This window comes from Novosphingobium indicum (genome assembly GCF_014645195.1).
In the GTDB taxonomy this organism is placed as follows: Bacteria; Pseudomonadota; Alphaproteobacteria; order Sphingomonadales; family Sphingomonadaceae; genus Novosphingobium; species Novosphingobium indicum.
The window spans coordinates 62,879-85,086 of sequence record NZ_BMLK01000010.1; the positions used below are offsets into that span (position 1 = coordinate 62,879).

General features: G+C 60.6%; 23 protein-coding genes and 1 tRNA gene. 12 read left to right on the forward strand and 12 right to left on the reverse strand.

The genetic code is table 11. From position 1 onward, the window contains the following. The first annotated feature begins 73 nt into the window (after positions 1 to 73). The 7 genes from IEX64_RS11930 (at position 74) to IEX64_RS11960 (ending at position 7,350) form a co-directional block, all read left to right on the forward strand. Positions 74 to 1,213, forward strand: a complete 1,140-nt coding sequence (locus IEX64_RS11930; RefSeq protein ID WP_188819898.1) for a hypothetical protein — start codon at positions 74 to 76, stop codon at positions 1,211 to 1,213. A gap of 133 nt (positions 1,214 to 1,346) precedes the next feature. Further along, entirely contained in the window at positions 1,347 to 2,096 is a 750-nt protein-coding gene (locus tag IEX64_RS11935) for a hypothetical protein (RefSeq protein WP_188819899.1), read from the forward strand. Positions 2,097 to 2,418: 322 nt separating this feature from the next. Continuing rightward, complete coding sequence (locus IEX64_RS11940; RefSeq protein ID WP_188819900.1) at positions 2,419 to 2,853, forward strand: hypothetical protein; 435 nt, start codon at positions 2,419 to 2,421, stop codon at positions 2,851 to 2,853. Positions 2,854 to 2,939: 86 nt separating this feature from the next. After that, on the forward strand, positions 2,940 to 3,710 hold the full coding sequence (locus tag IEX64_RS11945; RefSeq protein ID WP_188819901.1) for a hypothetical protein: 771 nt from the start codon (positions 2,940 to 2,942) through the stop codon (positions 3,708 to 3,710). A gap of 4 nt (positions 3,711 to 3,714) precedes the next feature. After that, positions 3,715 to 5,238 carry a type IV secretory system conjugative DNA transfer family protein gene (locus IEX64_RS11950; protein WP_188819902.1) on the forward strand — a complete coding sequence of 508 codons (1,524 nt, stop codon included), beginning with the start codon at positions 3,715 to 3,717 and terminating at the stop codon, positions 5,236 to 5,238. A gap of 269 nt (positions 5,239 to 5,507) precedes the next feature. Next, the gene (locus tag IEX64_RS11955) at positions 5,508 to 5,789 is read left to right on the forward strand and encodes a hypothetical protein (protein ID WP_188819903.1); all 282 of its coding nucleotides are present in this window, start codon (positions 5,508 to 5,510) and stop codon (positions 5,787 to 5,789) included. A 13-nt stretch (positions 5,790 to 5,802) separates the two neighbouring features. Next, positions 5,803 to 7,350 carry a recombinase family protein gene (locus tag IEX64_RS11960; protein ID WP_188819904.1) on the forward strand — a complete coding sequence of 516 codons (1,548 nt, stop codon included), beginning with the start codon at positions 5,803 to 5,805 and terminating at the stop codon, positions 7,348 to 7,350. On the opposite strand, the gene IEX64_RS11965 is transcribed toward IEX64_RS11960, so the two are convergent. From IEX64_RS11965 to IEX64_RS11980, 4 genes are all read right to left on the reverse strand, one after another. Further along, positions 7,316 to 7,391 (reverse strand) — tRNA-Thr (locus tag IEX64_RS11965). The two genes, IEX64_RS11960 and IEX64_RS11965, sit on opposite strands and share 35 nt — an antisense overlap. Positions 7,392 to 7,462: 71 nt before the next feature. Continuing rightward, a complete protein-coding gene (locus IEX64_RS11970) occupies positions 7,463 to 9,187 on the reverse strand; it encodes a DUF885 domain-containing protein (RefSeq protein ID WP_188819905.1) in 1,725 nt (574 codons plus the stop codon). Between the two features lie 82 nt (positions 9,188 to 9,269). Continuing rightward, complete coding sequence (locus IEX64_RS11975; protein ID WP_188819906.1) at positions 9,270 to 10,136, reverse strand: hypothetical protein; 867 nt, start codon at positions 10,134 to 10,136, stop codon at positions 9,270 to 9,272. Between the two features lie 23 nt (positions 10,137 to 10,159). Further along, complete coding sequence (locus IEX64_RS11980) at positions 10,160 to 11,479, reverse strand: replication-associated recombination protein A (RefSeq protein WP_188819907.1); 1,320 nt, start codon at positions 11,477 to 11,479, stop codon at positions 10,160 to 10,162. 91 nt (positions 11,480 to 11,570) lie between these two features. On the opposite strand from IEX64_RS11980, the gene IEX64_RS11985 reads away from it, so the two are divergent. Continuing rightward, entirely contained in the window at positions 11,571 to 12,020 is a 450-nt protein-coding gene (locus IEX64_RS11985; RefSeq protein ID WP_188819908.1) for a hypothetical protein, read from the forward strand. Between the two features lie 133 nt (positions 12,021 to 12,153). Here IEX64_RS11985 and IEX64_RS11990 read toward each other — a convergent pair whose 3' ends face one another. The 5 genes from IEX64_RS11990 to IEX64_RS12010 all read right to left on the reverse strand — a co-directional run bounded on the left by IEX64_RS11990 (position 12,154) and on the right by IEX64_RS12010 (position 15,829). Further along, complete coding sequence (locus IEX64_RS11990) at positions 12,154 to 13,305, reverse strand: glycosyltransferase family 4 protein (RefSeq protein ID WP_188819909.1); 1,152 nt, start codon at positions 13,303 to 13,305, stop codon at positions 12,154 to 12,156. 114 nt (positions 13,306 to 13,419) lie between these two features. Beyond that, a complete protein-coding gene (locus IEX64_RS11995; protein ID WP_188819910.1) occupies positions 13,420 to 13,893 on the reverse strand; it encodes a hypothetical protein in 474 nt (157 codons plus the stop codon). A gap of 186 nt (positions 13,894 to 14,079) precedes the next feature. Continuing rightward, positions 14,080 to 14,457 (reverse strand): hypothetical protein, encoded by a 378-nt coding sequence (locus IEX64_RS12000; protein ID WP_188819911.1) that lies wholly within the window; start codon positions 14,455 to 14,457, stop codon positions 14,080 to 14,082. A gap of 196 nt (positions 14,458 to 14,653) precedes the next feature. Further along, complete coding sequence (locus tag IEX64_RS12005; protein ID WP_188819912.1) at positions 14,654 to 15,058, reverse strand: hypothetical protein; 405 nt, start codon at positions 15,056 to 15,058, stop codon at positions 14,654 to 14,656. Between the two features lie 141 nt (positions 15,059 to 15,199). Beyond that, entirely contained in the window at positions 15,200 to 15,829 is a 630-nt protein-coding gene (locus IEX64_RS12010; RefSeq protein WP_188819913.1) for a YitT family protein, read from the reverse strand. Between the two features lie 316 nt (positions 15,830 to 16,145). Between IEX64_RS12010 and IEX64_RS12015 the strand changes: the two genes are divergently transcribed. Then, positions 16,146 to 16,991: an outer membrane protein gene (locus IEX64_RS12015; RefSeq protein WP_188819914.1), complete on the forward strand. Its 846-nt coding sequence runs from the start codon at positions 16,146 to 16,148 to the stop codon at positions 16,989 to 16,991. Between the two features lie 87 nt (positions 16,992 to 17,078). Here IEX64_RS12015 and typA read toward each other — a convergent pair whose 3' ends face one another. Then, on the reverse strand, positions 17,079 to 18,911 hold the full coding sequence (typA, locus tag IEX64_RS12020; RefSeq protein ID WP_188819915.1) for a translational GTPase TypA: 1,833 nt from the start codon (positions 18,909 to 18,911) through the stop codon (positions 17,079 to 17,081). A gap of 356 nt (positions 18,912 to 19,267) precedes the next feature. Here typA and IEX64_RS12025 point away from each other — a divergent pair, with 356 nt between their 5' ends. Together IEX64_RS12025 and IEX64_RS12030 are read left to right on the forward strand one after the other, a co-directional pair. Beyond that, on the forward strand, positions 19,268 to 19,579 hold the full coding sequence (locus tag IEX64_RS12025; protein ID WP_188819916.1) for a hypothetical protein: 312 nt from the start codon (positions 19,268 to 19,270) through the stop codon (positions 19,577 to 19,579). After that, a complete protein-coding gene (locus IEX64_RS12030) occupies positions 19,576 to 19,785 on the forward strand; it encodes a hypothetical protein (RefSeq protein ID WP_188819917.1) in 210 nt (69 codons plus the stop codon). Before IEX64_RS12025 ends, IEX64_RS12030 begins: the two co-directional genes overlap by 4 nt. Here the strand turns inward: IEX64_RS12030 and IEX64_RS12035 are convergent. After that, complete coding sequence (locus tag IEX64_RS12035) at positions 19,782 to 20,660, reverse strand: IS1 family transposase (RefSeq protein WP_229710226.1); 879 nt, start codon at positions 20,658 to 20,660, stop codon at positions 19,782 to 19,784. The two genes, IEX64_RS12030 and IEX64_RS12035, sit on opposite strands and share 4 nt — an antisense overlap. Before the next feature lie 123 nt (positions 20,661 to 20,783). On the opposite strand from IEX64_RS12035, the gene IEX64_RS12040 reads away from it, so the two are divergent. Next, complete coding sequence (locus tag IEX64_RS12040) at positions 20,784 to 21,812, forward strand: P63C domain-containing protein (protein ID WP_188819919.1); 1,029 nt, start codon at positions 20,784 to 20,786, stop codon at positions 21,810 to 21,812. Here IEX64_RS12040 and IEX64_RS12045 read toward each other — a convergent pair. After that, positions 21,809 to 22,039 (reverse strand): RNA-binding protein, encoded by a 231-nt coding sequence (locus tag IEX64_RS12045; protein ID WP_188819920.1) that lies wholly within the window; start codon positions 22,037 to 22,039, stop codon positions 21,809 to 21,811. The two genes, IEX64_RS12040 and IEX64_RS12045, sit on opposite strands and share 4 nt — an antisense overlap. Between the last annotated feature and the right edge of the window lie 169 nt (positions 22,040 to 22,208).

Below are 22,208 nucleotides of genomic sequence, written 5' to 3' on the forward strand. Positions count from 1 at the left end.
CGAGATTTCGCGCTTCCCCCCAAGCCATATGCAAATGACTGGCAATGCCACTCCTAAACCAAAGGAGGGCGCTATGCCGAAGACCAATGATCTGAATGACGTGATGGTCGGGAAAATCCTGATCCTGAATATCCTTTTCCATGTACTCTCGGGCATCTTCACGGGGGTCTGGATCGCAGACCTCGTTGCTCCGACTGGCGATATGACCCTGCTGACTTGGCTGGAAACCATCATGTCAGCCGTCGCGATTGCAGCGGGGCTTTCCTACGGCTCCTATATCGCTCTGACACATATTCCGACGGTTCCCAAAGCGAAGCGCAATCAGGTCATGGGGATTTTTGTCGCGGCCTATGTGGCAGTGGCAATCATGCTCGGTATCGCCTCGTCGTCGGTGCTTGCCTCTGCCTCGGGCGAGGTCGCCCACATGGAAACTTCGCTCACCACTCAGACCGAAGCGACGCAAGCGCGTCAGCGTGCTGCGGCCTCTCTCATTAATCGCTCGTCTGTGATGAACGATTGCGTGAGCTCGGCGGGCAACATGAGCATCCAAGAGGTTGGCACTGGCGTCTATAGCGGCGAAGGCGGGAATATCGGCCAGGTCGCAACGGCGCTCACCAATATCAGCGAAGGCTGCGCAAATGCGCGGGCCGCGATCTTTGCAAGCCGCGCAAAGCTGGAGCGCCTCTTCTTCAGGATCGACCGTCTGCTGATCGACACCAGGCGCGTGATCGACAGCGACATGGAGCGGCACGAGAAGATGGTCGCCGTGCGCAAGAACGGCGAGAACTTCACGCGCCTGACACGGGAAGTGAATGATGCGCTTCCCGTTGAAGCCGTGCAGGCGGTGGCGGATGCCATGCGAAAGGATTGGCTGGCGGCGGGCTTGCCGCCGTCCGCTGCCGCCGCGATCACGCACAACTTCGATGGAATGGCCGAAGAGCTGACTGAAGGTCTCGATGATATCGCGGCTCTCAAGGAAAAGGCGATCCCCACCATGCCTGTCGTGTCGAACATGGCCTATCTAGCTCTTTACCCTGAAGCCACAATCGCAGCGATTGCGGTTGGCGCTTGCATCGAGCTGATCCCACTCGGCGGAATCCTGCTCGGGTTCGTGATGGTCACGCAGAAGGGATCGGGCGGAGGAGGCAATCTTTTAAGGCCTTCGGAGGTTGCGACTCCGCCCCGAAGAGTGGGACGGCCTCGAAAGGCCTGAACAGGGCCGAACAAAGATGATGCGGGGCGATGGCGACATCGCCCCGCATTTTTGCGCCCAAGGAAAAAGCTTGCATTTTGCATAAGAACATAATACGAACTTCGGAATTCGATTTTTGTTAGTGGCGAGCATTATGGGTAAGCAGAAGCAAACCAACGAGACTGGTGAAGGCTTAAAACGACGCCTCCCAGAACCGAAAATCGACGAAAAACTCCTGGACCGAGTATTGAGCGGCAAGATCGGTATCGAGCCCGTCCAGGTCGATTTAACGAAGGGTACTATTTCCGAGAAGGTCTCGGAGCGAATGAAAACAGTGGTCAGAGACAGCCTTCCAAAGGGGGAAGGTGTGGTTGTGGTCAGAGCGTTTGATCTAACCACGGGCGAAAGTGTCGAGACTGCGGGAGGCGAGCAGCCAGAAGCAAAAACGACAAAGATGCAATTTGGGAGAGAAGAAGATTTTGTAGGATTTATGCAGGAGGTCGCAGCCAAGGCTAGCGGGAGCCCGCTTTATGACGACTCGTTGGCCGAGGAATTGGGAAAATTCCTTAAGTCCCATTTTGATCGCGCGCGTGAAGCCCATACTCCGCCTGTGCCAGAGCGCAGGTACATTCCGCGTAAGGACGAGATCGTCCCATTTTTGCGCGAAGTTTGGAGCGAATGGCTCACTGCTGAGCAACTCACCATGCCAATCCTGAAGGATGCAGATTACCGAGCTTATCAGGCACTCCACAACTGGACGCGAAAGAACAATCTTCCTGCCGATGTTCGGATCAAGACCTCGTCAGAAACGACGGACGAATTTCTCGCGCGCGACTATTTTCGGAGAGACGAAATCTTCCGCGCCGCAAGTGCCCTGAGCCGCAGAGGCATAAAAAATATATAAGGTTGTCGAACGTCGTTTTTGTTTGACAGGGCGCATGAAGTCGCGCATAGCCATCGCTGAGAGATGGCCATCCCTCGTTCCGGCGCTTCAATGGTGAAGCGCCGCTTCGATCCTGCTTCGGCGGGTCAAACGGGAGTGATGCGATGGCTTTGCGTGATGGACGCGCCGTTCGGCGCGGAGTGTTGACCGCTGATCGGCGGGTTTATCTTGCACATAACGATAACGAGATTCCGAATTGCCGGAATGTTCCTTCCTGCGCCCATTGGGCTTGGAAATACTGGTCGCGTTGTGATGCGTGTCCCTGGCAAAAGGAGGGATCGAGTTGACGGACTATTTCTCTCCCGAAGCGCTGCAAGCGCTCGCCGCAAACGACAACGATCCTGTCGGAATTGTTCGCATTCCACCATCTGAGTTGCTGCTGACCAAAGCGGCGATCCGGCGCATGGCCATCGCCTATCGGGCCTTGCTCCCGTGTAGCCGCTACAAGCTCGTCGATCTTCTCGACGAGATTGCATGGGGCTTTGAGGGCGTGATTGTCGGCGCAGAAGGGCGATCAATCGATCCGCTGTCGATCTGTGCGGATACGATCATGCGGACGGATGAAGACCCTAGCTGCTCATGGCTTGGCGCATTCCTGCGTTTTGCGGTCCACGAACCAAAGCAAGCGCCGCAGAAGCGCACGCTGCCCCGACTCGAACTGCTCTATCTCGTTCTTGTAATCCGCTACCCTTCGGTCGCGGCGCGCATCACGGCATAACCACAGAAGGCATGGGGTTTCCCCCATGCGAAGCGCAAAAACTGGCTCCTGTCTGGCGACATCAAAGTCGGACAGGAGTTTTTTTCATGAGCAATCAATACGCAATGGATTACGGGGGCGACGCACCTCAGCAAAGCGGAATGGTGGTCGCTCCTCAAATGGTCGCGGGAAAGCCGTACCAGGTTGTGATGCCGCCCCAGAAGAAGCGCGTATCTGCGGGGGTCGGCATGTTCATCGGCATGATCTTGTGCATCGCGATTCTCTACTTGGCAGAAATGTTCGCTCCGCCTGAGTTTCGTCCCTCGACGCTCACGGGTTCTTACAGCGGGCGATACTCAGCCGAGATCAAGGCGCATGATCTCGAAACCCATGCTGCGTATCAAGACTGGGCCGAAGAGGTGAAGGTCAGCGTCGCGCAGCAGCAAGAGCAATATCGTGCCGCAGCGCAGGGCATGCTGAACAACTATCAGGCCGCCTATGATCGCTCGCGCATCTATGCGCAGACGACCGCGCAACTCCAGCAGGACTACCTGAACCAGCGCACCGATATCGCGCGCCAGCAGCAGGGCACCGATCAGCTTGTCGTCAATATGGCACGCCTCTGGGGGCGCGTGGTCAACGTCATCGAGCCCGGGAGCGGCGATGACGCGCTCGCGTATGCCGACAGTATCGGGGGCGAGCTTCAGGAAGAGCTAAATGATGCCGTCCAAAACGGCGTTACGGTTTCGGTCGATGGCTGGGACACAGGACTTCCGCCGCCTGCCGAAGTGCGGGCAACGATTGAAGCGATGCCGCCGATTGAATTCCCCGATCTGCCCGAGATCAGTCGAGACGCGCAAAGCGAAGGCGAGGAGTAGGCATATGCGGCTGGAACAGATGGCAGCGTTCCTGCCGCGGCTTTTCTCCATGACGCGCGAACTCGACCGCGCCGAGCGGGAAGAAGAAGCGCGTCAGCGCGCCGCGTGGCAGCAATATTTGATGGCGATTGCCGCACCTTCGGGGCAACTCGGAGACGGGCGGCTAGCTAATCTTGATGACCTGAAAGCCGCTGGCCTGTTAGAGGCTGGCGGCCTCTTTTTGGGAGCACTTTACGGGAAGATGCTCTTCTTCGGCGGGGAAGGTCATCTTCTCACATATGCCCGCACGGGTTCCGGCAAGGGGCGAGATCTGGTTTTGCCCAATCTCGCCCATGTTCGTGATCGCAGCCTGATCGTCGTGGACGTGAAAGATGGCGAGAACTGCTTTGCGTCACGCGAGCATCGCGAGGGGACGCTCGGGCAACCCTGTATCTATCTCAATCCGTTCGGGCTTCTCGGCCTGCCGAACACACGTATCAATCCGCTTCAAGTTCTCATCGACATCGTGCGCGATGGCGGGGAGATCGACACGCAAGCGGACGAGATTGCGCAGACCATTCGTCCCGTGAATCCCAAAGAGGGTGAAAGCTGGGTGGGTAAAGGCTCGGTGCGGCTGATCTCGGTTCGTGCAGAGTATGCTGCGCATTTTGATCCTGCGAATTGCACGCTCGGCGGGCTGTGGAAGTTTGTGAATGCGTCGAATGCGGAAATGGAGCGGGAATTTCAGCTCATGGCGAGCTGCGGGATCGAAGGGATTGAAAGGAAGGCGGCGGCAATGGGTGCAACCTATGCCGACGCGCCAAAGCAATTCGAGGCCTATCGCTCGGACGCGATCGAAGCGCTATCGGCATTCGAGATCGGCAAGACGCTGGATCGTGCAACGTCTACGCATGATTTCGACTTCGGGCGGCTCAAGCATGAGCCCTGCACGGTCTATCTCATCACGCCTTCCGACAAGCTCGGGGTCGCCGCGCCCTGGGTAAGCCTTGTTGTCAACTATGCCATTGAGGCCATTGCGCGCGAGCGCGGGCCTGTCCGCACGACATTCCTTCTCGATGAATTCCCTCAGCTTCCGCCTGCACCCGCAATCATGAAGGCGCTGCGCCTCTATCGCGGCAAGGGCATTCAGCTTTGGTTCTTCGCGCAAGGCCGCTTCTCGATGGAAGGGCGCTGGTCGCAAGATGCCGTCAAAGAGATCGAGGATCAGGCCTCGATCCTCAACATGACGGGTATCGAAGACCCTTCGATGATGCGCGATGTGGAGCGATGGTCGGGCAATCGCACCATCGTCACCAGAGGCCAGAATGTTGGTGGCGGTGCAGTGGAGAGCGCGGGCCTCAATCGTGGCGAGAGCCGCAGGCCTGTCCTTCAGGCCGAAGATATTCGCGGGATCGGCGCGGGTCGGCAGATCATCAAGATAGCGGGATCGCCGCAACTTGCAGTCTGTGATCGCTTGCCGTTCTATGCGGTCGAGCCGTGGAAACGGCAGATCGGTGACACCCGAAAATTGCATAAGGGCGATATCTAAAGGTCTATCTTTCCATAATCGAAAGTTCATGCCTCAGCGAAATTCGTCTCAACCTCGCCGCGTATATAGGTTTTCGCTAATATCTAATGTTTCCAGAAGTTTGCATAATGCAAACTTCACGTGGTAAAATGGAATTGTTGGTGTGAGGATCGCGTTTTGGACGTGAACAGGAGTGTGTTTCCCCCAGAAGGGGGTTGAGCCCAGAGTATCTGAATCCTGCGTCTTGGTTTGAACTTCTGGCCGTCGATGAACGGCGAAAGGGAGCGCAGGTGTCGATACTTACGCCCGAAGAATATGAACGCTATCGGCAATGTGTGGCCGACATTGATCTGCCCGATGCCGAGAAGGATGAACTGATCGGTATTGTCGCCCAGATCATGGCGCATTTCGTCGATGCCGCCTTTGGGGAGACCTCCGAGCAAATTATCCTGTCAGCGAGGGAAAATGGCGCTTTTCCAAGCTCTGCGGAGTGTGGTAAGCTTAGCGATATTCCTGAAAATCAAAGAGTTGACCTCGGTTACGAGGGCGCGAGCAACATAAGAGAACCCTGAGAGGGCAAGCGCCATGACCGCAAAGACAAACAAGAATGCCGTGATCTATTGCCGAGTAAGCTCGGCAAGGCAGGTTACGCATGGAAACGGGCTCGAATCCCAAGAGAGCCGCTGCCGCGAATTCGCTCAGTATCGCGGCTATGAGATCATTCAGACATTCAGCGATGATATGTCGGGCTCGGTCATAGGCCGCCCTGGCATGCAGGCCATGCTCAAATTCCTTCGCAGCAACAGGAAGAAAGAGCTGGTCGTCATTATCGACGATATCAGCCGCCTTGCGCGTGGCCTCGAAGCTCACCTGCAACTGCGCGGCGCAATCGCTTCTGCGGGTGCGACGCTGGAATCCCCGTCCATCGAGTTTGGCGAAGATTCGGACAGTGTCCTCGTTGAAAACCTGCTGGCGAGCGTGTCGCAGCATCAGCGCCAGAAGAATGGCGAGCAAACCAAGAACCGCATGCGCGGGCGCATGCTCAATGGCTATTGGGTATTCAAAGCCCCATGGGGCTATCGCTTCCAGCGCCAATCCGGCGGCGGCAAGCTGATGGTGCCAGATGAGCCATTGGCCTCCATCATCAAGGAAGGCCTCGAAGGCTTTGCCAGCGGACGCTTCGCTTCTCAGGCTGAAGTGAAGCGCTTCTTTGAGGCGCAGCCTGAATTTCCGAAGTGTCGGCATGGCGTTGTGCTCAACGAGCGCGTCAATCAGCTCCTCACGCAAACGCTATTCTCAGGGTATTTGGAGTTCCCTGAGTGGAATGTCAGCCTGCGCAAGGGGCAGCATGAGGGGTTTATCAGCCTCGAAACATTCGAGCTGATCCAGAAGCGCCTCAAGACCAAGGGCTATGCGATCACCCGCAAAGACCTCAATGAGGATTTTCCTTTGCGGGGAGTGGTCTGCTGCGCCGATTGCGGCCATCCCATGACTGCTGCATGGTCTAAGGGACGGAACTCCCTCTATCCTTATTACATGTGCCGCCAGCGTGGCTGCTCTGGCGAGAAGAAGTCCATTCCTCGTGCACGGATCGAAGATGCGCTGCACGATATGGTGAAGGCTCTTACGCCTGTACCGTCCCTCTTTCGACTGGCCAATGAGATATTCCAGGACTTCTGGAAGAAGCGCGCTAATACTGGCCGCGAGCGTATCACTCAGATGCGCGTCGAGATTGGGCAAATCGAACGCAAGCTCGCTCAGGTCGTAGATCGGCTTGTCGAAGCCGATAGCGGAGCGATTGTGCGAGCCTATGAGCAGAAGGTCGATGAACTCGAACGTCAGAAGCTGATTCTGGCCGAAAAGATCGCAAAATGCGGCACGCCTGCTCGCGACTATCAGTCAACTTTTCAAACCGCTCTCAAATTTCTGGCAAACCCTTGGAATCTTTGGGAAAGTGGTCGGTTGGAAGATCGCCGCGCTATGCTCAAACTGGTGTTTGGTGGGAGGATCGTATTCGACCGTTTTGAGGGCTTTCAAACCCCTGAAATTTCCTTGCCGTTCATGGCTTTAAGGGCGATTTCTGGCCCCGAAAAGGAAATGGTGCCGGTTAGAGGATTCGAACCCCTGGCCTGATGATTACAAATCAACTGCTCTACCAACTGAGCTAAACCGGCGTGCCGTGAAGCAAGTCCGGCGCCCTTACCGCGAGGCAGGGGCGCCGGTCCAGTCGATTTTGCGCTTATTTTCAGAAGACCGCGTGGGGTGCGTCTTCGTGCATCATTTCCTCGCGGACCAGCGGGATCGGCGGGCCGCCGTAGCTGAGGAACTGGTCGTGGAACTGCTTCCACGCCGCTCGGCCGCCGCGGGTGGCGGTCCAGTCGTCGCGCAGCTTCAGGATCATCAGCTTGCCCAGCGTGTAGTTGAGGTAGGCCGGATCGTAAGTGCCGCGCGCGGCCTGCTGTTCGGCGTTGCCTTCATCGATGTAGCACTGGTCCATGAACAGCTTCTTGGACTCTCCCTGCGTCATGCCGCGCGCGTGCAAGCCGATCGCGGAAACGAAACGGCAGTCGCGCAGCAGGGCATTGGAGAGCTGGCCGATGTGGACTTCCGGCTTGCCGCCGCCGAGCCCGGCATCGAGCATCATCTGCTCCGTATAATGCGCCCAGCCTTCGGCGAAGCCGTAGCCGACGAACAGACGCCCGACGATCGAGGGCGCCTGGTTCGAATGCAGGAACTGCAGGTAGTGGCCCGGCATGACCTCATGGACGCTGGTGAACAGCAGGTCGTCCTTGGCCGGAATGTAGGCCATCTGCTTTTCCTTGGACCACGTCGGGTCCGGCGGCGAGATGTAGTAGACCGAGGAAGGATTGGTCTCGAGCGGTCCCGGCGGGTCCATGTAGGCGGAGTTGGCGCGGTTGTAGGGCGGGCTTTCCTCGACCGCGGCCATCTTGTCACCGGGGATGGTGACGATGTCGTTCTCGCGCACGAAGGAAACCAGTTCGGGGATCTGGCGGCGCGCTTCGGCAACCGGGCCATCCTCGGGCTTGTCTGCACCCATTTTTTCGACGCATTCGGGCACGGTTTTGCCGGGTGCGAACTGGGCGCAGGCGGCGACGAGGGCTTCGCGGTTCTTCTTCAGGTCGGCGCGGCCCACGGCTTCGAGCTTGTCGAGCGAGATGTCGACCGCCTCGGTGCTGGCGAGCATGCGCGAGAAGCGATCTGCGCCCAGCGCGTAATCCTGATTGGTGGGAACTTCGGCCAACCAGTCGGCCAGATCCTGCATGGCTGCGCCGGCCGCTTCCGAGGTTTCCTTGAACTCGGCCTGCAGCGCCGGGTCTTCGACATCGGCAAAGGCTGCGCGGGCATCGCCGCGATAGTAGTCGGCGTAGCCGGCGAAGGCGTCGGTGCCCAGCTTGGCGAAGCTTTCCGGCATAGGCGTCTTCAGGTTGGCGCGGATGTGCTGCGCGGCCTCGGGAACAGCCTTGAAGAAGGCGATCATCGCCTTCATCCGGGTGGCCTTGTCGGTGTAGTTGCGGCTGACGTAGACGTTCGGGTCGAGCCCGCCGTTGATGTAGTATTCCGGATTGGTGTGCGGCTGGTCGGCATTCTCCAGCCAGAACAGCTGGCCCTTGGCGACCTGCACCATGTAGTCGCGCTCGAAAGCCTGCTGGGGCGTCAGTCCGTCGAAGTTTCCGGCATCGGCAATGATCGAGCGCAGGAAGTCGCCCTTGGCCTTGAGGCCCGCCTCGCTCCAGTCGGCCAGCTTGCCGTCGTATTCATGCGCGCCTTCGTAAACGGCGAAGGCCGGGTCGATGGCCAGCCACTTGTTGATGGTGGTCTTGACGTACTGATCCCAACCGGAAGCCTGCGGAGCGGCTGCGTCGGTGGGCGCGGGAGCTGTTGTAGGGGTGGCACAGGCGGATGTCGCCAGTGCAAGACAGGCCATTCCTGCCAGCAGTTTATGTTTCATGAGATCGCATGCGTCCCTGTTGTATTGGCCGGTGTGGCGCCGGGGTTTGGGGGGTGGCGCCTCCGATGGCGCGAGTTGTGCGCTATGGCGCGCCGAAGGTCCAGCCCTCGGTCCTTGCCAGCTCAACGGTCAGTTCGGCGGGGCGCCATAGGTCCTCGCGATGGGCTGCGATGCGCAGCCATGCGGCGGTCACGAGGGCATCGGTGCTGTGGTCGTCGATGGCGCCGCTGCCGGGTACGGGTGGGGAGCCGAGCGCTTCGAGCGCCGCGTTCAGGCTCTCGCGATCGGTCATCTTCGCGCGCGATGCACTGCGGCCCGCCGCGACGGCGGCGAGGGTAGTGTAGATCTCGACCACGACCGAGCCCGAAGGCGGCAGCGGATCGATCGGCCAGACCGGAACGCGGCCGCCCAGCCGGTGCAGCAGCCGCATTCCGGTGAGGCTCGACTTGCCGACTTGCGCCGCGCCGACGAGGTTGAAGTTGGAATAGGGTTTGCACCCGGCCCTTGCCTGCGCCTCTTCGGTCACGCGCATGCGGCCGCGGCGGTGGGCGGCATCGGGTAGATGGAAGTGTGCGCCCTCTCGCCCACCGTGGCGCCGGAAATAGGCGCTGGCTTCTGGGTGATCGACAAAGCTCGTGGCGGACAGGTGCGGATCGTCACGGCAGATCGTGTCGATCAGGGCCCAAAGCTGGCGAGCGTCGGCGGGACTGTCGTTCCAGCCGGGAAAGAAGGCGCCGGCATCGGCGAAGGGCAGCGAGATGCCAAGGTCGAGGCCGACGAGCGTGTTTTCGGGCAGATCTTCGATCAGCAGGGCGAGCACGTCCTCGCGCGCCCAGCGAGCATGTCCTTCAGGCTGCAGCAGGCGAGGGGCCTCGCCGGCATCGCTGCACAGGGCGACGGCAATGCCCTTCTGCCGTGCGCCCTGGGCGCCGGACCAGTCGATTGCCATGAAGTTCCGAAAACGGGGCGGGGTCACTGGCCTAGCCGTTCGGCACGCTTCTTGTCCCACCATTCGATGCGCTTGAGCACTTCGCGTTCGAAGCCGCGCTCGACCGGCTGGTAGTAGGTCTGCGCCGCCATGTCCTCGGGCCAGTAGTTGTCGCCGGAGAACCCGTCCGGCGCATCGTGGTCGTAGGCGTAGTCCTTGCCGTAGCCGATGTCCTTCATCAGCTTGGTCGGCGCGTTGAGAATGTTGGCGGGCGGGGCGAGCGAACCAGTCTCGCGCGCCGACTTGAATGCCGCTTTCTGCGCGGCATAGGCGGCGTTCGATTTGGGCGCGGTGGCGAGATAGAGGCACGCCTGCACGATGGCGAGTTCGCCTTCGGGCGAGCCGAGAAACTCGTAGGCATCCTTGGCGGCCAAGCATTGCACCAGCGCTTGCGGATCGGCGAGGCCTACATCTTCGGAGGCAAAGCGCACGAGGCGGCGCAGCACGTAGAGCGGTTCTTCCCCCGCGGTCAGCATGCGCGCGAGATAGTAGAGCGCAGCCTGCGGGTCGGAGCCGCGCAGGCTTTTGTGCAGGGCCGAGATCAGGTTGTAATGCCCGTCGCGGTCCTTGTCATAGACAGCCACGCGGCGCTGCAGGAACTGGCCGAGCCCGGCGGGATCGAGCGGCTCGTCGATCTTTGCGGCGTAGAGCGTTTCGGCTTGGTTGAGCAGGAAGCGGCCGTCGCCGTCGGCCGAGGCGATCAGGGCTTCACGGGCATCGGCATCGAGGGGCAGGGGGCCTTCCAATGCCTCCGCCTTGGCGAGCAGCGCGCCCAGCGCTTCGGCATCGAGCCGGTGCAGGATCAGCACTTGCGCACGGCTGAGCAGCGCGGCGTTGAGCGCGAAACTGGGGTTCTCGGTGGTCGCGCCGACCAGCGTCACCGTTCCGCGTTCTACGAAGGGCAGAAAGCCGTCCTGCTGGGCACGGTTGAAGCGGTGGATCTCGTCCACGAAAAGCAGAGTGCGTTTGCCGGCCTTGGCCATGGTCTCTGCCTCGGCGAAGGCCTTCTTGAGATCGGCCACGCCGGAAAACACGGCGCTTATCGCAGCAAAGCGCATGCCGACGGCATCGGCCAGCAGCCGCGCGGTGCTGGTCTTGCCGGTGCCCGGTGGCCCCCAGAGGATCATCGACGACAGGCGTCCGGCCGCGACCATGCGTCCGATCGCGCCTTCCGGCCCGGTCAGGTGTTCCTGCCCGACGACATCGGCCAGCGTGGCCGGGCGTAGCCGGTCGGCCAGAGGCGCGTCGTCGCGCGGTTCGTCGGGGGAAGCAGCGGGCAGGTCTTCGGCAAAGAGGTCGGCCATGCGCGCTATCTAGCGACTATTGCGCGCGATTGCATCGGTGGAGGCGCAGGGATATTGTTCACGCCCTCATCACGTGCGGGGGAGAAGCACGATGGTCGACGCAATCGGTACAAGCTCCGGCGCAAAGGCGCCGGTATCCTTCTGGATCGTCGCGATCCTTTCGCTTCTGTGGAATGCCATGGGCTGCGCGGACTTCACCATGACGGTAACCCGCAACGCGACTTATCTCGCCGGCTTTCCGCCGGAAATGACCAACTGGCTCGATTCGGCGCCGTCGTGGACCCTGATACCTTGGGCGCTCGGCGTCTGGGGAGCTTTGGCCGGATCGCTGTTCCTGCTCCTGCGCTCGGGCTGGGCAGTCACGGCTTTTGCTGCCTCGCTGATCGGTCTGGCGGTGAGCCAGATCTGGCAGTTCTCGTCGAACATGCCGGACAGCATGACGTCTCCGGGCAGCGTGGCCTTTACCGTCACGATCTGGGGCGTGGCGCTGGCGTTGCTCTGGTATTCGGTGCGGATGCGCCGTGCGGGCGTCCTGCGTTAGGCAGCGCCGCTGAAAGCTGGCCACGCCCCGCTAGTCCTGAGCTTGTCGAAGGACGTTGGAACCGCGCCACGATCGCCACCCTTCGACAAGCTCTGGGTGAGCGGCAGTTGCATCAGATTTTGTGTGCTTAGCGCTAACCGCGAGGCTTCTGGCGGATCAGGCGCAGGTAGGTGTCGGCGACGGCCTGATTGATCCGGTCCCAGCTGAACTCCGATGCGCGGGCTTCGCCGGCGCTGCCATGGGCGTTGCGCAGGGCAGGGTCCTCGATATAGGCCTTGAGCGCTTCGGCGAACTGGTGAACCGCGCCCGGAGGCACGAGCCGGCCCGAAACCCTGTCATCGACGAGGCTCTGGCTGCCGGTTGCCGCAGCGGCGACAACGGGCAGGCCGCAGGCCATCGCTTCCAGCGTGACGTTACCGAAAGTCTCGGTGACCGACGGGTTGAACAGCAGGTCCATCGAGGCGACCGCGCGGCCCAGGTCTGCGCCCTGCTGAAAGCCGACGAAGGCCGCGCCCGGAATGCGCGCTTCGAACCATTCGCGGGCCGGGCCTTCGCCGATGACGAGCACCTTGTGGGCCACGCTGCGGCGGCGCAGTTCGTCGATGGTATCGGAAAAGACGTCGAGACCCTTTTCCATCACCAGCCGGCCGAGGAAGCCGATTGCCACCTCGTCGTCAGCAATGCCGTGCGAGCGGCGCCATTCGAGATTGCGGCGTCCCGAATGGAAGATCTCGCGGTCGACGCCGCGCGACCAGATCGAAACGTCGTAGTTCATGCGCTGGTCGCGCAGGACCTGGGCCATGCTTTCGGACGGTGCGACAAGCGCATCGCAGCGGCGGTAGAAACGGCGCAGGATCGCCTCGATCACCGGCTCGCCCCAGGCCATGTTGTAATAGCGCAGATAGGTCTCGAAGCGGGTGTGGACCGAGGCCAGCACCGGCAGCTTGCGTTTGCGGGCCCAGGTCACTGCCTGATGGGCAACCGGGTCGGGCGAAGAGACGTGGACCACGTTGGGCTGGAAGGCGTCCAGATCGCGCCGGACCTTGCCTGCAATCCGCAGGGGAATGCGATATTCGGAACGGGAAGGGATCGGCACGGCGCCCACCCCGATGAGGTCTCCCGTCGGCTCGAACGCCGGTTTTTCGACGACGGGCGCATAGACGCGAACTTGCGCGCCCTGGCCCAGAAGGTAGCCCACAAGACGGTTGAGCGCCTGGTTGGCGCCGTCGCGAACGTAGTTGTAGTTGCCCGAAAACAGGGCGATGCGCAGGTCGGCAGTGTCCATTGTGGACAGCGCCATAGCCGCACCAGCCCCGCTTGGCGAGAGGGCTTCCCTCCGGACGACCGCAACGCAAGGGCGGGCCATCCGGAGGCATGCCTCAGCTATCGGCGCAAGGCGTCAGCGGCGATACCGATCGTAGCGGCGGTGGTCGCGGCGATGCTCGCGCCGGTCGTAACGGCGATCGCGGCGCCAGTCCCGCCGGTCATGGTGCCAGTCGCGGCGCGAATAGTAGTGGCGATCGTAGCCCCGGCTCCAGCGCTCCCGGTAGTACGGCGCGTAGTAGCGGCTGTAATAGCGGTCGCGGTAATAACGGTTGGGATAGCCGTCGTAGTAATAATAGTAGCCGGGATAGCCGCGCACGGTCACATAGCGGCGGGCCGGATACCAGCCGCGGTCATAGTAGCGGTCGTCGTGGTTGTCGGCGATGGCCGCACCGATGGCGAGGCCGATGATGCCCGCGCCGATGGCAATGGCGGCATCGTTGCCGCCGCGGTCCCGGTAATGATCGCGCGCCGAGGCCGGCGAGGCGGCCAGCAATGCCGAAGCCGCCAAAGCTGCACCGAGCCCGAGTTTCTTCAATCCGTTCAACATGTCATGCGTCTCCCTTGCGTGGGGCCAACCGGGTGACGGCGGTTTCGGCAGGCACGTTAGCCACACCAGCATGCAAATACGGACTGAACTCGCGGTGAATTTGTCGCAGAATGTATCGCGGAAAGCTGCCTATCGCCCCCTCCCTTGCGGGAAAGAACGATGACATGCGGCGGCAAGTCGATGAACCTAGTCGCGGCGGTCGCGGCGATCCCGCCGGTCGTCGCGGTCGCGCGGCGGCTTGAAGCGGGGCATGCTGGTGCCCTGTGGCGGAGGTCGCAGCGTGCCTTCGAAGCGCCGGAACCGGGAGTCGGGCGGACGCACGGTCCCGCGCCGGAAGTGCAGCGGATCGCCGCGGCGGAATGCGCGGTCCTGTGGGCTCAGGCGGAAATAGAAAATGCTGTCTACCCAGTACCCGTCGTAGATCGGGCCGTAAAAGCCGTCGTACCAGCCATAGTACGGATAGCTCGACCAGCCCACGGCGACGCGGCTGCCATATCCATCGTGGCAGGCAGTCAGGGACAGTGTCGATGCGGCAAGGCACACCAGAATCAAGGGTCGCTTCATAAACACCTCCATCGTCTGCTCCCGTCACCCACTATGTGCATTACTGCACTTGGAATGAGTCGTGCCTTGACCGGGATCAAGCCGGTCCTAGTCCTGCGATGCGAGGCGCACGAAAAGACGCCCGGCCAAGGGGAAGGTGCCGGGCGTCAAGGGGGCCGGGAAGGAGGAACCCGGCGGTCAGTTCAAGGTTGGCCGATCAATAGCCGCGATAGCGGTCGCGGCGGTCATGGTCGTAATCGCGGCGGTCGCGGTCGTAGCGGTAGTCACGGTGGCGACGGTTGTATTCGGCGCGGCTGTAGCGGCGGCCGTCGCGGTCCCAATAGTAACCGTTTCTGTAGGACCATCCGGAGCTGTAGGCCGGCGCATAGGCATAACCGCGGTCGTCGTAGCGATCGCGATACCGGTCCCGGTCGTTGTTCGAGGAAGCGATGATGGCGCCGAGAGCCAGGCCGATCACGCCGGCGCCGATGGCGACAGCGGCCGTGTCGTCGCCGCCGCGATGGCGGTCGCGGGCCGCTGCGGGCGTGGCGGTGGCGGCTGTGGTAACCAGGGCCGTGGCTGCGAGGGTGCCGGCCAGTACGGTCTTCTTGATGATGCTCATGGCTGCAATTCCTGTCTCGGGACCTTGGAAAGACGGGCCCTTTCGTCCTGATGCTCCCTTTATAAGGGCAGCTGGCTGAACGATGCCGGAGCAGATTTAGCAGGAACTGTTCAGGTTTATCTGATTTTGTATGAATGAATCTCAGTAGCCCGTATAGCGGCCCGGCCGGTGCCAGACATAGAGAATGCCAGCCGTGGCGGTAACCCCGAGCAGCGACCACAGGACGAGCCCGAGATCGAGTGTCACGAGCGAGAACAGCAGCACGCAGCCGTCGATCAGCATCTGCGTGCGGCCGGCGTTCCAGTCGCGCGTGCGATAGAGCCACAGCACGATCGCGCCCGAGCCGCCGGTGCCGGCACCATGGCGGGCAAGGGCAAGGGCACCCATGCCTATCACACTGCCGCCGACAAGCGCGGCCACTGGTTTGCTGATCGAGTCGATGGCGATGGTGTGCGCTGCGACTTGGGTCATCGCGAAGAGGCTGAAGGTGACGATCAGGGTCTTGACGATGAACAGCCAGCTCATCGTGCGCAGGGTAACCGCGAGCATCGGGATGGTGAATGCCGCGTAGAACAGCCCGACAGGAAGGCCGGTGAGATAATTGAGGACCAGCGAGATACCCGCGACACCGCCCGTCACGAGCCCGGCGGACTTCAACAGGACCAGACCGAGCGAGAGCTGGATTGCCCCCACGAACAGGGCATAGGCGTCTTCCGCAGGACTGTGCGGAACACCGGAAGCGGGAGCGGAAGGCGATCTAGGGTCGGACAAGCGGCGCACCTTGCGATGGACGTGGGCTTCAGGCGATGTCTCTTCCCGGTTTCTGGGACGTTTAGTGCGCTGCCGACCGGGTGCAAGCCCTGGCCGCTGCAGACAATGCGCACATGGTTCCCGCCGAGCCGCGATTCCAGGATGGATCGCATTGCCCGTCGGACAAGGCGTGGCTGCCGATAGCGGAGTGTGTTAATCCAGTAACACATTGGCTCTGAAGTGAATTTTTTCATTTCCGCGAAACTTCATCGGCGGCCGTGGCGTTACCCCTCCCGAAAGCGTCGCTCTCCGGCGCCCCTAAATCGGGAAGAAAATCATGAGGATTTTTCACAAGGCAGGCGCCGTTTCGGCGCTGGCGATCGCTTGCGCGCTGACGGCCCAGCCGGCACTCGCTCAGGACCGCGGCGACGACTTCGATGGCCCCTACATCCAGATCGTTGGCGGCCTGTCTACGCAGAACAATGACGGCGGCGATACGCTTGTGTTCGATACCGACGGTGACGGCAGCTACAACGATACCGTGCGTACGCAGACGGGCTCGAACGCATTCAGCCCCGGCTTCTGCAACGGTCTCGCTTATGGTTCCACGCCGGGCGACGGATGCCGCAGCGACCGCGACAAGCTCGAGTACGGTGCGCGTGTCGGTTACGACAAGCGGATGGGCAATTTCGTGGTCGGCGCGCTGGTCGAAGGCATGAAGAGCGAGGCCAAGGATGCCACCACCGGCTTCAGCACGACGCCCGCCAGCTACGCCATCGAACGTCAGCTGGACTACGCTGTCTCCGTTCGTGGCCGTGCTGGCTACACGCCGGGCGGCGGTGCGCTGTTCTACGCGACCGGTGGCGCGAGCCTGGCCAAGATCGATCACACCTTTACCACGACCAATACCGCCAATGCCTTCGATCCGCAGCGCAACGGCGCGCATGTCTGGGGCTGGCAGGTCGGTGGCGGTGCCGAAGTCATGCTGACGGACAACATCAGCATGGGGCTGGAGTACCTCTACAACCGCTACCACGACTACAAGTACAACGTGGAAGTCTCACAGGGCAGCGCGCCCGCGAGCAATCCGTTCCTGCTCGATTCCGGCACGACCCGGATCAAGGCGAGCGACGGCAACTTCGACTACCACTCGCTGCGCGCGACAGTGGGTTTCCGGTTCTGACCGAACAACCAGTTGAGAGGAGCCTGCGGGCGGCGGATTTCGGTCCGCCGCCCGTTTTTTTGCGGAAAGGCTCCCGGCCTTAAAGGCTTACGCCGCGTCCTTCTTGCGGCTGGCGCGCTTGCGCTCGTGCGGGTCGAGATGGACCTTGCGCAGGCGGATCGACTGCGGCGTCACTTCGACCATCTCATCGTCGTCGATGTAGGCGATGGCCTGCTCGAGCGTCATGATCTTGGGCGGGGTGAGGCGGATCGCGTCGTCCTTGCCCGAAGACCGGATGTTGGTCAGCTGCTTGGCCTTCATCGGGTTCACTTCGAGGTCGTCCGGCTTGGCGTTCTCGCCGATCACCATGCCCTCGTAGAGCTTCTCCTGCGGGGCCACGAACAGGATGCCGCGGTCCTCCAGGTTGTTGAGCGCGTAGGCATTGGCTTCGCCGGTGCCGTTCGAGATCAGCACACCGTTGAGGCGGCCTTCAATCGCGCCCTTGTAGGGGCCGTACTTCTCGAACAGGCGGTTCATGATGCCGGTGCCGCGGGTGTCCGAAAGGAACTCGCCGTGGTAGCCGATAAGGCCGCGCGAGGGCGCCGAGAAGGTGATGCGGGTCTTGCCCACGCCCGAGGGGCGCATCTCGGTGAGTTCGGCCTTGCGGCGCTGCATCTTTTCGACGACGGTACCCGAGTGCTCGTCGTCCACGTCGATCACGACGGTTTCGTAAGGCTCGGTGCGGTTGCCCGCCTCGTCGGTCTTGAACAGCACGCGCGGGCGCGAGATGCCAAGCTCAAAGCCTTCGCGGCGCATCGTCTCGATAACGACGCCCAGCTGCAGTTCGCCGCGGCCGGCAACCTCGAAGCTGTCCTTGTCCTCGCTCTCGGTGACGCGGATGGCAACGTTGGTCTCGGCTTCGCGCATCAGGCGGTCGCGGATCAGGCGGCTCGTCACCTTGTCGCCTTCGCGGCCGGCAAGCGGGCTGTCGTTGACGGCAAAGCGCATGGCCAGCGTCGGCGGGTCGATCGGCTGGGCCTGGATCGGCTCGGTCACCTGCGGATCGGCGATGGTGTTGGCCACGGTGGCCTTCTCGAGGCCGGCGAGGGCGATGATGTCACCCGCGCGGGCTTCTTCCACCGGCACGCGGTCGAGGCCGCGGAAGGTCATGAGCTTGGAGGCGCGGCCGGTCTCGATCACCTTGCCGTCGCGGTCCATCGCGCGGATCGGGTCGTTGATCTTGAGCACGCCCGACTGGACGCGGCCGGTGAGCACGCGGCCCATGAAGTTGTCGCGGTCGAGCAGCGTGGCAAGGAACGAGAAGGGCGCGTCGACATCGAGATTGGGTGCCGGAACGTGGTCGCGGATGAGCCGGAAGAGCGGGTCCAGCGTGCCTTCGCGCGCCTCGATGTCCTCGCTGGCATAGCCGTTGCGGCCCGAAGCGTAGAGCACGGGGAAATCGAGCTGCTCGTCGTTGGCGTCAAGGCTGACGAAGAGGTCGAACACCTCGTTCAGGACTTCGTCGGCACGGCCGTCGGGACGGTCGATCTTGTTGACGACGACGATCGGCTTGAGGCCGAGGCCCAGCGCCTTGCCGGTGACGAACTTGGTCTGCGGCATCGCGCCTTCAGAGCTGTCCACCAGCAGGACGACACCGTCGACCATCGACAGGATGCGTTCCACCTCGGCGCCGAAGTCGGCGTGGCCGGGCGTGTCGACGATGTTGATGCGCAGGCCTTCCCACTCGATCGAGGTCGGCTTGGCGAGAATCGTGATCCCGCGTTCCTTTTCGAGGTCGTTGGAATCCATGGCGCGCTCTTCGACGCGCTGGTTGTCGCGGAACGTGCCGGACTGGCGGAAAAGTTGGTCCACAAGGGTGGTTTTACCATGGTCGACGTGCGCAATGATCGCGATATTGCGCAGGGGAAGCGGGGCGGACATCTTTAGCCTTACGTTTCGAGGGGGCCTGTTCGGCACATCGCGGGCACATGCTGCACCGCAAAATTTTGCGCGCCCTTAACCGATCCCGATGATTCCGGCAAGCGCGCTGGCACTCTGGTAGTGTCTCAGTTTGAATTGCAAGAAAATAACTGGTGCGTCGCTTTGCGGCATCCTACCCCGCCTGTGGGAGGGGAAAGAGCGTGGAAGCACCATGGATATTTCGCTGGATAGCGTCGATTTTATGGACGATTCCTGGGCCAACGGATGCTTGGGCAAGTATAATCGATAGCGCCGCGTGGCCTGCTGTGTCCCTTTTTCTCGTATTGAGGTTTAGGGTATTTATCAGGCGATATCTGTTGATTTTGGCAGATCGTTTGCAGCGTGATCATGTGAAACTAGGTCCATTTGAACTTCGTCCAAACGATGACGTGTTAGTGCTTGATCCGGATGCTGCTGGCGAATCCACTTTGGAGTACGATTCAGATGACGTTCAACGCATTGAACGTATGTTTGAATTTATCGACGATACCGAAGGTTTGTGCGGATTGACCGAATGGTTGAACCAAAGTGGATATCAGGAGTTAGATATTATAGATTTCCTCACGCTTCCCGAGTATGCGTTAGCGCGTGAGAAGGCATGGAACGAGGTAGAGGGGTTACAGGAATGACCAAAAAATTCTTTACCAAAGTTTCTCCAAAGGCAGCAAAAGGCATCGTGCGCCTCTACGAAAGCAAGGGTTACGATGTGCATGCCAAACCTCAGGCCAACGGCGACTTCGTCGTAGTGGTTATCAAGAAGGACAGCGAAACGTCGCCACGCTCCCTCTTTACCCCAGCGTCAAAACGCTGCCGTGAAACGGAAGTGGCGGCCTAAACACGCTTCTTGTATGGCCCACGCGCTTTCGGCGCTGGTGCCATCTCGTCGATCTGCGCCACTATGTCCTCAAGTTTCCAGAGACGATCCGTGATGCCTGCTGCCATGGCGGGTGTCACCTTGAGCGACTTGTGAATGCGGCAGAAGTTGTAGAACGCGAAGTAGAGGGCAAGCGCGTGGATATGGTTGTCCAGCTTCTTTGAGAACGCATTGGTCAAACGCGTGAAGCGACGGTTCTGCATGCGGATAGACAGGTTCATGCGTTCCACATGCGACGTGCTGACGTGCTTCGGATCGGGCGCGCCTTCCACGACATTGGTGCGGATCGCAATGCACTCTGCGGGGCTGTAGCGAACATCCGGTGACGTGCTGGGCAACGAGCCATAGACCTTTACGATCTGCGCATAGTCCACATCACCGCCAAATGTGCCTTCAACTGCCTGAACGTAAGCACCGTGTCCGTCGGTGCTTAGCTGGACGCGATTGGCGAGGCGGCGATACAAGTCTTCAATGAAAATTTGCGCGCTCTCAAGCGTCCGGTCGCCCACGAAGTAGGACACCATGAGTTTTGTGTCGCTGTCGAGCGCGGTCCACGTCCAAACGTCGCCAGCGCCATCGGGAGCGGCCTTCGCACCCTTCACGTTCTTTTGCTTAGCGTAGCAGAACGACCAGATTTCATCGCACTGCACCCGGCTTGCCGTCACGCCGCGCACGTACTCATCATGGATATGAAGGCAGGCTTCTCCGGCATCGATCAGCAGCTTGCTTACCGTGTTGATTGATACATCAGTAACGCGGCTGATCGAGCGCATCGACGAACCTTCGCAGAGCATTGCGAGGATTTGCGTGCGCTTGGCGAGAGGTAGCTTGTTCATGCCATTTTGATATGAACTTTTATGCTTAGGGTCAAGCGGAATCGGCATTTCGAATCACCTGCTTGCAAAATATTTTAGCAAGCATATGCTTGCAGAATATCGAAGCAAGCAAGGATCGATTCGATGGATGACACTCCGCAATCTAAGGGTGGCCTTGCGCGGGCTAACCGGCTCTCCCCGGAGGAGCGAAGCGCGATTGCACGACGCGCCGCTTTGGCACGTCACAACCGCGATTTGCCGAAAGCGATTGCCGAGGGGAATCTCATTATTGGTGAAATGCGGATTGCCTGCGCGGTCTTAGAGGACGAAACCCGCGTTCTAACTCAGGAGGGATTTCTTACTGCGATCGGTCGTGCCGCTAAGGCAAAAGGTGGCCAAGGTGCCGGGGTCGACGGAAAGCCAGCATTTTTGCGCGCCAAGAACCTAGAACCATTTATTTCCAATGAGTTATTAGCGTCGACAACTCCGCTGGAATTTGTACCTCTTCGCGGTCCTGGATATGAAGGGCGCGCCTTCGGTTATCGCGCTAGAATGCTTCCCGACGTTTGTTGGGTCTATCAGGACGCTATGTTGGCTGGTGCACTCCTTCCTAGTCAGGAGCACATCGGCAAGTCTTGCCGAAATTTCCTTCGCGCCCTGACCAATCATGCAATCGACGATCTGGTCGATATGGCGACCGGCTTCGAAGATATGCGGAAGCGCCGGGCAATCAACCGGATCATCGACCAGTACGTCGAGAAGGAGGCACGACCTTGGGTTAAGATGTTCCACTTGGATTTCTACCGGCATATCTACCGGCTAAATGGCTGGGACTTCGATCCCGAAAATACTGCCCGGCCCGGCGTCATCGGGACTTGGACTAATGATATTTATGATAGACTTGCCCCCGGTGTTCGTGAGGCTCTTCATGCACGGGTCAAGCGTAACGCTAGAGGCAAGCCCACACAGAGGCTTACCCAGCTTCTAACACCTGATGAAGGCAAGCCAGCGTTGGAGCGCCTGCTTGAAGGCGTGCTATTGCTTATGCGGATGTCGAAGAGTTGGGATGAATTTAAGCTCAAGCTTAATGAGTACTACCCAAAGTATGGCGATACGATGCAGCTCCCGCTGTCAGGGGGAAGCTATCGCCTACCATCACCGGATGCGAGTTAGTCCTTACCCCACCGTTTCTCCGCAGCCTTCCGCGCAATTTCTGCCCGCCGCTCTGGCGTCATGTTCTCGGCACGAGCTTTACCGCCTTTGCGGCCAAGCTCTGCGGCTGCGCTGGACAGCTTTTCGTCGCGCTCGTCCTCTATCTCACCAGTGGCAATTTTGGCGATCTGGACGGCGCGACCGATAGCGTCGGCTGGGCGCTTTTCCCCCTTGGGGCCTTTAGGCACGACGGATCACCTTCTTACTGTCTTTGCAGATCGAACAAGTACCGGTTTCCTGCACAAAGTCGCTGGTGGTCGCCAGCGCTCCTGTAATCTGTGCTGGATGCGCCGCATCATTGCTCCATCCTAATCCATTCGCGATGCACTTGTTGCACACCGGGTTAGGGCTATGATC

Coding starts and splice junctions, on each gene's coding strand:
- IEX64_RS11930 (WP_188819898.1), top strand. CDS start 74: ATGCCGAAGACCAATGATCTGAATGACGTGATGGTCGGGAAAATCCTG.
- IEX64_RS11935 (WP_188819899.1), top strand. CDS start 1,347: ATGGGTAAGCAGAAGCAAACCAACGAGACTGGTGAAGGCTTAAAACGA.
- IEX64_RS11945 (WP_188819901.1), top strand. CDS start 2,940: ATGAGCAATCAATACGCAATGGATTACGGGGGCGACGCACCTCAGCAA.
- IEX64_RS11950 (WP_188819902.1), top strand. CDS start 3,715: ATGCGGCTGGAACAGATGGCAGCGTTCCTGCCGCGGCTTTTCTCCATG.
- IEX64_RS11960 (WP_188819904.1), top strand. CDS start 5,803: ATGACCGCAAAGACAAACAAGAATGCCGTGATCTATTGCCGAGTAAGC.
- IEX64_RS11970 (WP_188819905.1), bottom strand. CDS start 9,187: ATGAAACATAAACTGCTGGCAGGAATGGCCTGTCTTGCACTGGCGACA.
- IEX64_RS11975 (WP_188819906.1), bottom strand. CDS start 10,136: ATGGCAATCGACTGGTCCGGCGCCCAGGGCGCACGGCAGAAGGGCATT.
- IEX64_RS11980 (WP_188819907.1), bottom strand. CDS start 11,479: ATGGCCGACCTCTTTGCCGAAGACCTGCCCGCTGCTTCCCCCGACGAA.
- IEX64_RS11985 (WP_188819908.1), top strand. CDS start 11,571: ATGGTCGACGCAATCGGTACAAGCTCCGGCGCAAAGGCGCCGGTATCC.
- IEX64_RS11990 (WP_188819909.1), bottom strand. CDS start 13,305: ATGGACACTGCCGACCTGCGCATCGCCCTGTTTTCGGGCAACTACAAC.
- IEX64_RS11995 (WP_188819910.1), bottom strand. CDS start 13,893: ATGTTGAACGGATTGAAGAAACTCGGGCTCGGTGCAGCTTTGGCGGCT.
- IEX64_RS12000 (WP_188819911.1), bottom strand. CDS start 14,457: ATGAAGCGACCCTTGATTCTGGTGTGCCTTGCCGCATCGACACTGTCC.
- IEX64_RS12005 (WP_188819912.1), bottom strand. CDS start 15,058: ATGAGCATCATCAAGAAGACCGTACTGGCCGGCACCCTCGCAGCCACG.
- IEX64_RS12015 (WP_188819914.1), top strand. CDS start 16,146: ATGAGGATTTTTCACAAGGCAGGCGCCGTTTCGGCGCTGGCGATCGCT.
- typA (WP_188819915.1), bottom strand. CDS start 18,911: ATGTCCGCCCCGCTTCCCCTGCGCAATATCGCGATCATTGCGCACGTC.
- IEX64_RS12030 (WP_188819917.1), top strand. CDS start 19,576: ATGACCAAAAAATTCTTTACCAAAGTTTCTCCAAAGGCAGCAAAAGGC.
- IEX64_RS12035 (WP_229710226.1), bottom strand. CDS start 20,660: ATGAACAAGCTACCTCTCGCCAAGCGCACGCAAATCCTCGCAATGCTC.
- IEX64_RS12040 (WP_188819919.1), top strand. CDS start 20,784: ATGGATGACACTCCGCAATCTAAGGGTGGCCTTGCGCGGGCTAACCGG.